The following is a 14,076-nucleotide window of genomic DNA, read 5'->3' on the forward strand; positions in this document are numbered from 1 at the left end:
CAAATGCAAATCTATTTAAACGGCGAAGCTACACAAACCGAATGTGTCAACCTCTTGCAATTGGTTCAACAATTACAACTGGAAGGCAAACGCTTCGCTGTTGAAAAAAATGAAATGATCATCTCGAAAAGTAAATTGGAACAAACCCCAATTACTGAGCAAGATCATATTGAAATTATTCATGCCGTAGGTGGCGGCTAAAATGGAGCTCCCATGGAAGATACACCCCTAATCATTGGTTCACGTACATTTAATTCACGACTTTTAGTTGGTACAGGTAAGTACAAGGACTTAACGGAAACTGACCAGGCCATTCAAGCCAGTGGTGCTGAAATTGTGACCGTTGCCATTCGCCGTGTGAATATTGGTCAACATCCAGACCAGCCAAACTTGCTTTCTGTAGTTCCACCTGAGAAATATACGATTTTGCCAAATACAGCCGGTTGTTTCGATGCGAACAGCGCGGTTCGTACTTGTATGTTGGCACGTGAACTCTTAGATGGTCACAATTTGGTTAAACTTGAGGTTTTAGGGGATGAGAAAACCCTATATCCAAATATTACTGAGACTTTAAAAGCTGCACGTACATTGATTGACGATGGCTTTGAAATCATGGTTTATACCTCAGATGACCCAATTGTGGCACAAGAACTGGAAAGCATGGGCTGTGTAGCGATTATGCCTTTAGGTAGTCTTATTGGCTCAGGTTTAGGCATTCTCAACCCACATACTATTTCGATCATTAAAGACAATGCCAAAGTACCTGTTTTGGTCGATGCCGGTGTAGGTACAGCAAGTGATGCAGCGATAGCGATGGAATTGGGCTGTGATGGCGTATTAATGAATACAGCAATTGCAGCTGCACAAAACCCTGTTCTGATGGCTTCAGCGATGAAAAAAGCAGTTGAAGCAGGCCGTGAAGCATTCCTAGCAGGACGTATGCCGCGTAAACGCATGGCAAATGCCAGTTCACCTGAAACTGGATACTTCTTTAAATAAGAACTCATTCACGGTATAAAAGAGGACTCTATTGAGTCCTTTTTTTGATTTTGAAAACCTGATAACAATGAAAATATCCCATATATTTTGTACTTTGAGTCTTTGTGTCGCATCTAGTTGGCTGTCTGCCCAAGTGCCCAGCACAGCCAAATCACTCGCGCCTCAAGGTTGGGACATTTTGATGGCTACGACTGGCGACCTAAACAAAGATCAAATGCCAGATATTGCGATGATCGTGGAAAAACAAAAAGTCGATGTGGTGACCTATGATGACGATGGCAAAGTCGTTCATAACCATCCACGACAACTCATCGTATTTTTTAAAACCGCAAAGGGATATCAACGTATCGTTGAAAACAACAGTATCCCAGTCGCTCAGCAACCGAATTCATGCCTACTAGACCCACTTGCTGAAGCAGAAGACATCCAAATCAGTAAAGGCAATTTACTCGTTCATTTTAGTTATTTTATGGCTTGTGGTGGCTGGGAATGGCCCCGACATAGTTATACCTTCCGTTGGCAAAATCAACGCTTTGACCTGATTGGTTTTGACTACAGTAGCTTTCATCGAGCTTCTGGTGAAGAAACATCGAAAAGCTATAATTTTTCGACCTTAAAACGTAAGGAAATTGTAGGCGGCAATATGTTTGAAGATGCCAAAACTCAAACCAAATGGTCAACCTTCAAAGCACCACAACAACTGACGCTTAAAAATATTAACTTTGATGATTTCTATACACAGTTCGAGTACTAAGTTGAACCTGAGCAATAAAAATCTAGCAATAAAAAACCGCCAATTTCGGCGGTTTTTTTTAATTCAATTTGAATACACAACTTAAGGAATTAATCCTTCATCACGCATCGCAATTTGAACTGATTGGCGCTCTGCAACTTTGTTGCGTAATGCAATGATATTTTTATATGGCGTTAAATCATGACCGATGCCATTTGACCAATTTGTCAGTACAAAGAGATAAGCATCTGCTGGGCCAAAGTTATCATCGACCAAATAGTCGTTATCCGATTCACCAATCGCTTTATCGATGTATGTCAATAAACGATCAATTTCTGCATAAGCTTTTTCTTTAGCGTCTGCATCTAGTGGAGCACCAAAGAATACTGCATAAGCATCATGTAATTCTGAGTTCAAATAGCCAAGCCATTCTAAAACTTTGGCACGACCTAAACCTGATGGCGGAATTAAATCTTGTTTTGGATCATGCTGTGCAAGGAACGGTAAAATGGCCACATTCTCGGTCAGGATCAAACCTGGGTTAATTTCTAATGCAGGTACATAACCTTTTGGGTTGATCTCGTAATAATCTATCCCTTTTTCTGTTTTATGGTTTTTTAGGTCAACACGGACCAAATCAAAATCGACATTAATTTCATTTAAAATTATATGTGATGCTAATGAACATGCACCTGGAGAATAATAAAGCTTCATATCTGATCCTTGTTATGTACTATTCAATGTTTTAAATCTCTTCTGTCAAACTTTCAAGTGATCAAACCTGTAAATTGCAAAAAAGCGTAAATGCTGAAACACATATACTCATTGACTATTATCCATATTTAAGAAGATTTCAAGTCACTGTGTTATGCATTTTTATACTTAGTTGTTTTAACATAGCCGCGTTTAAGATTTGATGAAAAGTTACCGTGTTACAACTTAAAAAAGAACAATGGTTTTCCAATATTCGTACTGATGTACTCGCTGGCTTGGTGGTTGGACTTGCGTTGATTCCAGAATCCATCGCCTTTTCAGCTATTGCTGGGGTTGACCCTCAGGTTGGTTTGTACGCTTCGTTTTGTATTGCCGCCACCATTGCCTTTTTTGGTGGTCGTACAGCAATGATTTCAGCTGCTACGGGTGCAATGGCCTTACTTATGATCACTTTGGTCAAAGATCATGGTTTGCAATACCTTTTGGCTGCCACGGTTTTGACGGGTGTGATTCAGATCATTGCTGGCTATTTTAAAGTAGCAAAACTTATGCGCTTCGTCTCGCAGTCAGTGGTGTATGGTTTTTTAAATGCACTCGCGATTTTGATTTTTGTCGCACAGCTACCTGAAATGTCAAAAATGGATAGTTTTGGCTATGTCTTTATGCTTTTAGGACTTGCAATTATTTATCTGTTTCCATATCTACCTAAAATTGGCAAAGCCATTCCATCACCGCTGATTTGCATTATTGTCCTCAGTGGCTTGGCATTATTTTTAGGTGCTGACCTGCGTACTGTCAGTGATTTGGGTAAGTTTCCAGAGACTTTACCTATTTTCTTGATTCCTGAAATTCCTTTTAATCTTGAAACCCTCACGATTATTTTTCCCTATTCCATTACCCTAGCAACAGTTGGCCTATTAGAAACCATGATGACCACGACAGTGATCAATGAAGTCACTGGAACTGAAGGAGATCGTCATCAGGAATGTCGTGGTCAAGGAATTGCCAATATAGTCAGTGGCTTTATGGGCGGCATGGCTGGATGTGCCATGATTGGGCAGTCGATTATTAATGTTGGCTCTGGCGCGCGAACTCGCCTCTCCACTTTGGTTGCAGGTGTATTTTTGTTGTGTTTGGTGGTGTTTTTAAAAGACTGGTTGACCTATGTCCCAATGGCGGCCTTAGTCGCGATTATGGTCATGGTGTCATTCACTACGTTTCAATGGAATTCTGTCAAGCAATTTTCAAAGCATCCAATGTCTTTTAATGTCGTGATGATTGCTGTGGTGATCGTGGTGCTTGCAACACATAACTTGGCGCTTGGCGTATTGGTTGGTGCGCTTCTCTCTGCGTTGTTTATTATCAATCAACTAGAAAGTTCGGTAAAAGTCACATCAGAACTTAAAGACAACGTCCGTAGTTACACGGTCTATGGGCAAATTTTCTTTAGTAGCTCTGAGAGTTTTTATCAATTTTTTGATTTTCAGGAGACGGTTATTCAAGTGCGAATTGATCTGAGTCATGCCCATATTTGGGATATTACTTCCGTTAATATTTTGAAGAATGTCGTACAAAAATTTGAATCACAACAGATTCAAGTAGAGGTTTTTGGCTTAAATGAAGCAAGTAACACTTTACTTGACCGTGTCAGTGACTAATGGATTTTTAAAATATTCACTTTGAATCAAATCAATTTTCAATAAAGTGTGACCTATTGAAACCCTATGCAGGATGTATATAGCAAAGGGTTTCAAAGATCGAAGCTCTGACGTGTAATGACATTACATATAATACTAAGCCTATAAAAAAGAGAAAAATTCACCATTCATTCGATTTAACTGTATAATTCATCTCATAAAATTATAACTATCAAAAATAAAATAAAGATTTGATGTGACTTTCTATTTATTTTTTTAAATTGTGGATACACAAAATTGGGGGGGATTTTGATGGTATGGTTTTGGTCACGACACTGCATTCAAGCAAATCGGCTGCTGGTCTTAGCGAGTCTATTTTGCCTGCTATGTTGTATTGCTATACCCAGTTTTGCCAATGCCACCCCTCAGTTCTCAAGCAGTCATTGTCCTGTTGAAATTACCCATATTGCCACAGCTAAAAGCGCTGTCGAGCAAGAGCGCCCACGTACAGGTTGGCAAAATCTGCAAAAGCTTCCAGACACATGGAATAAACGTTGGCCGGACTATCATGGTATCGCTTGGTACAAAATCCAATTTAAGTTGAACTGTGCCCTCCATCAGTTAAATCAACCCATTGCTATCGCTATACAAGGCATCACCCAAAGTGGTCGGGTTTATATCAACGATGCCCTACTTTGGCAAGATTACATTTCAGCAGAACATTTTTCACGAAGCCAACATCAACCAAGAATTTTGAACTTGCCTAACTCGAGTTTAAAGCAAGGTGTTAATACCATTTGGGTGCAAGTGTATGGTTCAGTGACCCAAAAATCAGGACTCAGTTCAGTTCAAATTGGGGAATACCAGCAAGTCTATGACACCTTTAAAATTTGGTTACTCGAACAACGACAATTAGTCGAACTCAATACGATGATTAATTTCGTCGTGGCTGTGTTCTTTTTTTTAGCATGGCTCGCCAATCGTAATGAAAGAGCTTACTTATGGTTAACCATCACAGGCATGGCTTGGGTATTTTATAGCCTGTGTATTATTTTTAATGGGCCAATTGCATTTCTAACCACCGTACAGGTCGACCGCCTACAAAATATCATTTTCTGTTTTTATACGGTTTTTGGCTGTATTGGTGCGTGGTATTTTGCAAACCATCCTTTCCCGAAAATTCAAAAGCTGTTATTAAGCCTAGCCACTATCGCCGCACTCTGTATCGGTTTTGCACCAGAGGCTTATTTAAAGACCGTCATCCAAATTTGTTTTAGCTTCTTTGTTTTGGTCTTTGTGGCCAAATGTATTAGCTATCCGTACTTGGCGTATAAAGCCAAAATGGCAGAAACCTATTTGCTTGCAACGCTGTATCTGATTTATTTACCGATTGCGGTACATGATGCGCACTTTATGATGACCATGGAAGGCCATGCGCTCTCACCATATACTGGCCCACTAACCACCCTCGTTTTGGGCGGCGTACTGGCTTTGCGTTTAGCTCGACACACCCGTCAAATTGAGCGTTTTAATAAGACCTTAACTGAAAATGTACAACGAGCTGAACTGAAACTCGCTACCTCACTTGGTCAACAACATCAACTCGCGCTTGAAAATGCACGACTTCAAGAACGAATTCATTTATCTCATGACTTACATGATGGTTTAGGCGGATCAATTGTCCGTTCAATTTTACTGTTAGAACAAAATGACAAAATTGAAAAACCACAAATCATGTCGATGCTTAAACTGTTCCGTAATGATTTAAGACAAGTCATCGATTCAGGTTCAAGTATAGGGACGAAAGTTCCAGACACCCCGATCGAATGGGCGGCGCCGATTCGCCATCGCTTTGTACAGCTCTTTGAAGAATTAGACATGAGCTCAAGCTGGAAATTTGCTACCGAATGGATTCACTCACCCTCTGCGACCCAATGTCTCAATTTGACTCGTGTCGCAGAAGAAACCCTGACCAATATTCTAAAGCATAGTCAGGCAAGCAAAGTTCAGGTCAGTTTGTGCGAAACAGAGACTCAACTGATATTACGTATTGAAGATAACGGTATCGGCTTCAATCCTGACGAAGTTGAACAAGGGCTACATGTCGGCCTACACAGTATGCAAACGCGAATCCATCGTATCGGTGGTGAATTTAAAATACAGTCACAGCCGGGTTCTACCGTTCTTGAGGCCATTTTGCCATTTAAATCTGATGGTGCTGACAGTGAAGATCTTGATGAAAAAACAGCCTAGATTAATGTTAATTCATGACTTTTGAGCTAAGTAATTCACTGTACATGGCAAATGCGAAGCACGGCTTCAGTCGGTGATATTGAGTAAAAAGCGGATATATTCACGGTAAAAATTTGACTTGTGCATCTCAGGACTTAAAATACGGCATTCGAATTTTTTACATTTGCCAAAGTTATGTCGAACGATCAATTAGACCAGCACGCTGTAGATCTGGATAACCTAAACGAACACCGTGAAATCGTGACGTTTATGCGCCGCTCTGCGCCACTTAATACTTCGCAACGTACTGCGCTGGAACAATATGGTCATCTAATTTTGGAATACCCTGTTGGTGATTTGCGTCAGCATTTTGAACATCCTGAACGCCCACTGACTGTCGAAATCGGTTTTGGTATGGGCCGCTCTTTGGTACTGATGGCAAAAGCAAATCCAGAACGTAACTTTGTCGGCATTGAAGTGCATGTTCCGGGTATCGCTCAATGTGTGTATGAAGCCGGTCTTGCAGGTTTAACTAACCTTCGAGTATTGGATGCTGATGCCATCCAAGTGCTACGTGAAATGCCAGATAACAGTATTAACACTGTGCAATTATACTTCCCAGATCCATGGCAGAAGAAACGTCATTTCAAACGTCGTTTTGTATCTCATGACCGTATGCCATTGGTTGAAGAAAAATTAGAAATCGGCGGTACATTCCACTCAGCGACTGACTGGGAACCGTATGCGGAATGGATGATTGAAGTTCTTGAAGAACGTCCACGTCTTGAAAACCTTGCAGGTAAAGGCAATAGCTACCCTCGTCCAGACTGGCGTCCACAAACTAAGTTTGAACGTCGCGGAATTGAAGCAGGCCATAAAATTAATGACTTCATCTTCAAAAAAGTAAACTAATTTTTGAATGAAGCAAAAAACCACCTCTAGCGGTGGTTTTTTTATTGCTGTTTTTGATCTAAGATTTATCTGTGTTGTATCAAATCACATAAAATGAATAACCACTAAGCTACTTGCGCTTGGAGCTGACTTTGTCGAATCATATCCACGGCTTTTTCAGCAATCATCACTGTTGGTGCGTTGGTATTGCCATTCACCACAGAAGGCATGATAGATGCATCGACGACACGAAGGTTTTGAATCCCGTAGACTTTCAATTCAGGGTCAACCACAGACATCTCATCCACACCCATCTTACAACTACCGACAGGGTGATAAACCGTATCCACACGCTGACGTAAGATTGCACGTATATCATCATCTGTTTTGACCAGTGAGGTAAATAAATCTTGCTGATAATGACTCGATAAAGACGGCGACATCATTAATTGCTGCGTCAACTTAAAGCCTTGTACCAAATCTTCTAAATCCTGTTCATCCCCTAAAAAGTTTGGATCAATCAATAATGGATCATTGACACTAGAACCACTTAGTTTGATCGTACCGCGACTTCTTGGATTGAGCAGACACACATGACACGACAAACCATGACTTGCATGAAATTTCCGTGCATGGTCATCTACTAACGCCACGACAAAGTGTAATTGCAAATTTGGAATGGCTAAATCGGGTGAAGACTTTAGAAAACCACCACATTCTGCAAAATTTGAAGCAATCATACCCCGTCGTTCCTTACGATAGCGACTGAACTGCTTGAACATATCAATTGAGCCAGGTAAGGACACGCCAAATGTGCCTTGGTATTCTTTGACTTTATAACCAAAAATGAAATCGGGATGGTCGTGGAAGTTCTTTCCTACACCCGGTAGATGGTGTTTCACTTCAATGCCATGCGCTTGGAGCTCGGCCTGATCTCCCACTCCAGACAACATTAAAATCTGCGGTGATTGAATCGCACCGGCACTGAGCAAGACCTCTCGTCTTGCTTTTAAGTGTTTCATTTGCCCTGCATGTTGGACTTCAACACCTGTGGCCACTTTATCTTCTATAATGATTTTATGTGTTGTGGCTTTGGTCAATACCGTTAAATTTGGTCGGTTTAAATGCGGAAACAAATAAGCACGCGCCACACTACAACGCTCTCCATTGATATGTGTTACCTGATAAACCCCTAAGCCTTCTTGTTCTGCGCCATTAAAATCATCGAGAAATTTATGGCCTTGTGCACGAGCCGCTTCGGTATAGCGTTGATGGAAAATATTGTCACTTTGTACATCTGTGACGGACAGAGGGCCGTCATTACCGTGGAATTCATTCTGTATTCGGTTGTTATTTTCTGAGCGAATAAAATATGGTAAGACCTCATCATATGACCAGCCAGTATTTCCCTGTGCCGCCCATTGATCATAGTCATTTTTATGTCCACGAATATAAATCATGGCATTAATACTCGATGAACCACCAAGGCATTTTCCACGTGGTTGATAGCCTTTACGACCATTCAAGCCAGCTTGAGGCACAGTTTCAAAGGCCCAATTATTGATCTTGGTCGGCAAGCTCACCACGCATGCAGCTGGAATATTGACCGTCCACTGATCACCTTGCCCACCTGCTTCTAGCAAGCACACAGATATATTCGGATCTTCACTGAGGCGTGCAGCCAGTACGCATCCCGCACTTCCGCCACCAATCACAATGTAATCAAATTCCATTTTTGACATTATTTTCATCCAATTGATTCTTTTTATAAATGCACAATAAGGGATTTAACCCTGACTGAAAAGTTTCTTTTTTAAAATTGTAAGCGTGCTACTGTGCAAGAAGGATGAAACTAATGATCAAAATTATGATGCAAGTTTCACTCATGCAAGGTAGCAAAAATATCGGTGAAAATGATCGATAAACTTAATACACTCAAACTTGGTCTTTATTCTTTTAATCCATAGCCGTTTTAAATGCACTGTAAGCCGCATAGCTAAAGATTTGACTGAAACAATAAATTTGATCAAAGCCTATTTCCGTCAGTAAGCTTTGATAATGCTGCTGGCTAATCAGTTCAAAATCATCTTCTAAACGCTGCATCATTTTTGTCGCTTGCGCAGCAGATAAACCTTGCATTTGGCAAAATTCAGGCAGGACACGCTGCTCAAAATTCGAATGAGTTTGCATCAAATCAAAACTTAAAAAAATGCCCTGCGGTTTAAGCAGTTCAAATGCTTTTGCTAAAAAATTCGTTTTCTCTGGCAACGCAATGAAATGCGTCACCAAGATACTCAGCACCGCATCGAAACAACTCAACTGCTCAAAAGCAGTATGACTGCCCAAAATAAAATTAACGCGATGCAACTGTCCAGCAGCTTCAACACGTTGGCGTGTTTGATTCAGCATGTTTTCAGACAATTCTGTAACGGTAAATGACCATGTTGGATTCAAGGCAATGAGATAGCCCAATTCATAACCCGTCCCACATCCAATAATCAATATATGGGCATCTTCAGCGACATGGCAATTCAACACCGCCTGAATTTGTTGATGGACAAGTTCATAGCCGGGAATTAATTTTCGAATATGTGCATCATAACTTTCGACCACTTGTGGTCTATTAAAATCTTTTGCCATGTAACATCCTGTTTGACATGTATGTCTAAGCTAATAAATATTCAGTGTTCTATATGGATTGTTTATTTCTGATGAAGTTCAAAAATCTGCTGACTCAATATTTCATAGACCACTTTCAGATCGACTTGATCAGCTTGCTTGAGCATATTGGCGTGCATCTGCATGATATTTTGATCCCCACGCATTGCAGGGCCTGTTTGCATGTTACGTGGTTCAGCCTGAGTAGCTTTATTGGCTGTCTCTAAAATCAAAGGATAAAGCAAACTAAAATCGACATTTTTTGCATCGACAATCTGCTTTGCCATGTCATAACAATAATTACTAAAATTACATGCGAACACCGCAGCGAGATGCAGACTTAAACGCTGTGCCGAATCATATTGATAAACCCTTTGGCTTATGCTGTTTGCTAAATCTGTAAGTGTCCTCAAATCTGTAGAATCCGCCGCTTCTACAAAGATCGGTGTCGACGTCCAGTCCACATCTCGGTCTAAACTAAAGGTTTGTAAAGGATAAAACACACCTGCTCGCGAATGCTGTTGGGTCAGTACCGTGATATTGGTGCTACCAGACGTATGCACAATCAAAACCTGTGGCACATAGGCTGTAACTTGCTGAATAGTGGTTGCAATCGACTGGTCGCTCACCGCAATGATCAAAAGATCAATCTCAGCATTCAACTTAGCTGGGTTATGAATAGCTTCTGCACCTACTCTGGCTGCAAGTTTTTCTGCATTATCAAGATTTCGTGCATAAATTTGCACAATGTGATGTTGTGGATGAAGCACATTGAGCAAATGATGTGCAACACGACCTGCACCCACAATACTGATTCGCATATAATTTTAACTCATTTTGGATGGCTACAGCATGTCAGGAAAATATCCGACGTGCAAATCGAGTCGTATTGATAGAATGATTTATTTTCAATACTTCCCATCAATTTCGCTCAGATAAGCACAAAAAAAGGGATGCGCTCCATCCCTTTTGCTAGATATCAATCTGAGTGTAATTCATATCATATCGCTTTCAATCTAGACAATATCCACGATATGCATTTGAGCCTTTACGATTTACCAATGATTTGATTCAGAGTCTGTAGGTATTGTTCTGCATCTCGGCGCGCATTGAATTTCTTTTCAAATACACCTGTGTTTTGCACACTGTTGGGTGTGTATTCTACCGAAACAACAAAGGTATCAAGCAAATCTCTATTAATCCGAATTGCAATAATATGATGTGAGTTTAAATAAAAACCTTCATCAACCTTAACTAACATGACCCGCCTCAAAATCTTGCACAATGAAATAGATAAAAAATCTAAACATTCATGAACTTGGATGCCTTACCGCATACAGTCATTCATATGTTAGACCTATTTTATTGTAGCGCCATTATGTGATTTATATTGCAATTATTATGTAATTTAAATAAATTCTCAGAGAAAATTTTTGAGTTTCAGCCATCTAAACATGATTGATTTTCAATTCTAGCTAAAGATTGGATAAAAAGACTGGATATAAAAAAAGCCTGCTGCCATAGCCATGGCAACAGGCTCATTTCAGTACGACTGATTTAACTCAAATCAATCGTACAGAGAGGTTGAATGATTAAACACTTAACATGCTATTTAAGGTTTCTGATACATTCTTCGATTTCACGACAGGTTTAAGCGCTTCAAGTTCGGCTTTAACTTCACTACGCTGCGGCTCTGCCAACGTGTACCAACGGGACAAAATTTGCAGTAACCGTGAACCGACAATTGGATTTTTCTCATCGAGGAATTTTGCTAATTCAACAATATGCTGCACACCAAAGCTCCAAGTGTTGACAGGATTGCTATTTAAGCCACCAGTAACCGCACGAATACGGTTCGGCACTTTCAAGTCATAATCAGGATGAGCAGTCAGTGCCTTAATGGTTTCCGCAGTTGCTTTCGGATGTGCCGCTTGCAACATAAACCATTGGTCCATCGACAAAGCTTCATTTTTAAAGCGTGTATAGAAGGTTTCTAAAGCTTGCTGTGCTTGTGGTGCATCATTCCAAACCAATACTTTTAAAGCACCAAGACGTTCAGACATATTGCCTGTTGAGCTGAATTGTTCATAAGCCAATTCAAATACAGAAGCATCACCTTGACGTGCCATCATACTCAACATGATGTTTTTCAATGCACGAACACCCATAGCTTGTGAAAACTCTTTCTGCGCATCTGGGTCTAAAGTTGCATAAGTCTCTTTAAAGAATGAACCTAGCTCACGTGCCACACGACTTAACAGTGCTTCACGCTGTTCTTGCACTTGGGCAGGACTGTAGTCGGCATCAATACGGCTACCTAAATAACCCTCTGTCGGTACATCGAATAAACGTGAAGCAAGTAGTGGATCACGCTCAACCAATGCTGGTAATGTATTTTGAATAGCTTGAACATAGATGTCGGCATCATGGCCATTTAACAAAATACGTTCTAACAAGGTTTGGCTGGCTTGCCATTGGTTAAAACCATTCGGCTCGTACTGCATCAGGAAAGCAAGCTCTTTATCTGAATAGTTAAATTCAAGATTAACGGGTGCAGAGAAGTTACGCAGTAAAGACACAACAGGCTGGGTTTTTACACCGCTAAATGTAATGGTTGCAGTATCGGTATCAAATAAATACACGCCATCTTTAATGCCATTTTCAACCAATGCATCTGAACTGAGAACTAACTGTTCACCACTCGTCGCATCAAACAATGCCAAAGCCACAGGAATAGGCACTGCTTTTAAATTTGGATATTTTGGATGCGCTTTTAAGCTTTGTTTGAAGCTTAAAGTATAAGTTTGATTTGCAGCATCGTACTCACCTTTTGCTTCAAGTTTTGGTGTGCCCGGTTGGTTATACCAAATCAAGAAACTCGATAAATCTACACCTGAACCTGCTGTCAGTGCTGCTACCCAATCTTCAACAGTCACAGCTTGACCATCGTGGCGTTTGAAATATTCGTCAGTACCTGCACGGAATTTTTCTTTGCCTAGCAAAGTCGCCATCATGCGGTTGATTTCCGCACCTTTTTCATACACTGTTGCGGTATAGAAGTTATTAATTTCAACAAAATGATCTGGACGCGGTGGATGTGAAAGCGGGCCTGAATCTTCTGGGAACTGATGTGATTTTAATACTGCAACATCATCGATTCGTTGTACCGCAGCAGATTGTAAATCTTCTGAGAACGACTGATCACGGAATACCGTCAAACCTTCTTTTAAACAAAGTTGGAACCAATCACGACAGGTAATACGGTTACCTGTCCAGTTATGGAAGTATTCATGTGCAATCACAGACTGAACACGCATGATCGCTGCATCTGTGGTGTATTCTTCATCAGCAAGCACACAAGAGGTGTTGAAAATATTCAAACCTTTGTTTTCCATTGCACCCATATTAAATGCACTGGTTGCCACGATCATATAATTGTCTAAATCATAAGGACGACCATAATGCTCTTCGTCCCAACGCATCGAATGTTTTAAAGCTTCCATCGCAATATGACATTTTGGAATGTCTTTTTCTTCTGCATAGATTTCTAAAGCAACATTACGACCTTCAGACGTCACGTATGAGTCTTTGAGTACTGCCAAATCACCAATCACACAGGCAAAAAGATACGATGGTTTTTTGGTTGGATCTTGCCAAACGGTATAATGACGACCTTCACCGGTTTCACCCGCTTCAATCAAATTACCATTGGCAAGTAATACAGGGAATTTTTTATCCGCTTCGACACGTGTGGTAAATACTGACAACACATCTGGACGGTCAGGATAATAGGTAATTTTACGGAAGCCTTCAGGCTCGTTTTGGGTAACGAATAAATCGCCTGCCGCTTGGTATAAACCTTCGAGTTGAGTATTGCTTTCAGGATGAATCACGACTTCGGTTTCAATGACAGCTTGGTCAGGTGCATTTGAAATTACCAGTTGTTCTGCATCTACCACATAGGCATCTGCTGGCAAAACTTGACCATTTAAGCGAATTGATTTGAGTTCCAAATCACGACCCAATAACACCAAATCTCCAGCCGTTTGACGCTGCATCACTAATTTTGCATTGACATTGGTATGCTTATCAAAGACTTGAATATCAAGATCGATACTATCTACGACAAATGATGGTTTTTGATAATCTTTTAAATAAACAGTTTGGTCTGCTTCGACCACTGGATTTGCCGCAATATTCATATCTCGTCCT

At 40.6% G+C, this 14,076-nt stretch carries 12 protein-coding genes; 6 read left to right on the forward strand and 6 right to left on the reverse strand.

From position 1 onward, the window contains the following. Window positions 1-3: 3 nt before the first annotated feature. From thiS to AC25JC_RS01485, 3 genes are all read left to right on the forward strand, one after another. A complete protein-coding gene (thiS, locus tag AC25JC_RS01475) occupies window positions 4-201 on the forward strand; it encodes a sulfur carrier protein ThiS (RefSeq protein ID WP_180007313.1) in 198 nt (65 codons plus the stop codon). A gap of 12 nt (window positions 202-213) precedes the next feature. Beyond that, window positions 214-999, forward strand: coding sequence for a thiazole synthase (locus tag AC25JC_RS01480; protein ID WP_111885685.1), 786 nt, complete (start codon window positions 214-216; stop codon window positions 997-999). Between the two features lie 181 nt (window positions 1,000-1,180). Then, the gene (locus AC25JC_RS01485) at window positions 1,181-1,753 is read left to right on the forward strand and encodes a hypothetical protein (protein WP_180115240.1); all 573 of its coding nucleotides are present in this window, start codon (window positions 1,181-1,183) and stop codon (window positions 1,751-1,753) included. Window positions 1,754-1,834: 81 nt separating this feature from the next. On the opposite strand, the gene AC25JC_RS01490 is transcribed toward AC25JC_RS01485, so the two are convergent. Further along, the gene (locus AC25JC_RS01490; RefSeq protein WP_180115241.1) at window positions 1,835-2,446 is read right to left on the reverse strand and encodes a glutathione binding-like protein; all 612 of its coding nucleotides are present in this window, start codon (window positions 2,444-2,446) and stop codon (window positions 1,835-1,837) included. A gap of 215 nt (window positions 2,447-2,661) precedes the next feature. Between AC25JC_RS01490 and AC25JC_RS01495 the strand changes: the two genes are divergently transcribed. The 3 genes from AC25JC_RS01495 to trmB all read left to right on the forward strand — a co-directional run bounded on the left by AC25JC_RS01495 (window position 2,662) and on the right by trmB (window position 7,227). Then, entirely contained in the window at window positions 2,662-4,104 is a 1,443-nt protein-coding gene (locus AC25JC_RS01495) for a SulP family inorganic anion transporter (RefSeq protein WP_486923311.1), read from the forward strand. A 291-nt stretch (window positions 4,105-4,395) separates the two neighbouring features. Continuing rightward, window positions 4,396-6,336: a sensor histidine kinase gene (locus tag AC25JC_RS01500; protein WP_486923351.1), complete on the forward strand. Its 1,941-nt coding sequence runs from the start codon at window positions 4,396-4,398 to the stop codon at window positions 6,334-6,336. Window positions 6,337-6,510: 174 nt separating this feature from the next. Further along, window positions 6,511-7,227 carry a tRNA (guanosine(46)-N7)-methyltransferase TrmB gene (gene trmB / locus AC25JC_RS01505; protein WP_078188891.1) on the forward strand — a complete coding sequence of 239 codons (717 nt, stop codon included), beginning with the start codon at window positions 6,511-6,513 and terminating at the stop codon, window positions 7,225-7,227. A gap of 104 nt (window positions 7,228-7,331) precedes the next feature. Here trmB and AC25JC_RS01510 read toward each other — a convergent pair whose 3' ends face one another. The 5 genes from AC25JC_RS01510 to pepN all read right to left on the reverse strand — a co-directional run bounded on the left by AC25JC_RS01510 (window position 7,332) and on the right by pepN (window position 14,066). Continuing rightward, window positions 7,332-8,948, reverse strand: a complete 1,617-nt coding sequence (locus AC25JC_RS01510; protein ID WP_486923312.1) for a GMC family oxidoreductase — start codon at window positions 8,946-8,948, stop codon at window positions 7,332-7,334. A gap of 214 nt (window positions 8,949-9,162) precedes the next feature. Continuing rightward, entirely contained in the window at window positions 9,163-9,846 is a 684-nt protein-coding gene (locus tag AC25JC_RS01515; RefSeq protein ID WP_486923313.1) for a class I SAM-dependent methyltransferase, read from the reverse strand. A gap of 62 nt (window positions 9,847-9,908) precedes the next feature. After that, window positions 9,909-10,685, reverse strand: coding sequence for a Rossmann-like and DUF2520 domain-containing protein (locus AC25JC_RS01520; protein WP_486923314.1), 777 nt, complete (start codon window positions 10,683-10,685; stop codon window positions 9,909-9,911). 227 nt (window positions 10,686-10,912) lie between these two features. After that, a complete protein-coding gene (locus AC25JC_RS01525; protein ID WP_078193638.1) occupies window positions 10,913-11,125 on the reverse strand; it encodes a hypothetical protein in 213 nt (70 codons plus the stop codon). A gap of 331 nt (window positions 11,126-11,456) precedes the next feature. Continuing rightward, a complete protein-coding gene (gene pepN / locus AC25JC_RS01530) occupies window positions 11,457-14,066 on the reverse strand; it encodes an aminopeptidase N (protein WP_486923315.1) in 2,610 nt (869 codons plus the stop codon). Window positions 14,067-14,076 lie beyond the last annotated feature (10 nt).

It is taken from the genome of Acinetobacter sp. P37 (assembly GCF_057480965.1).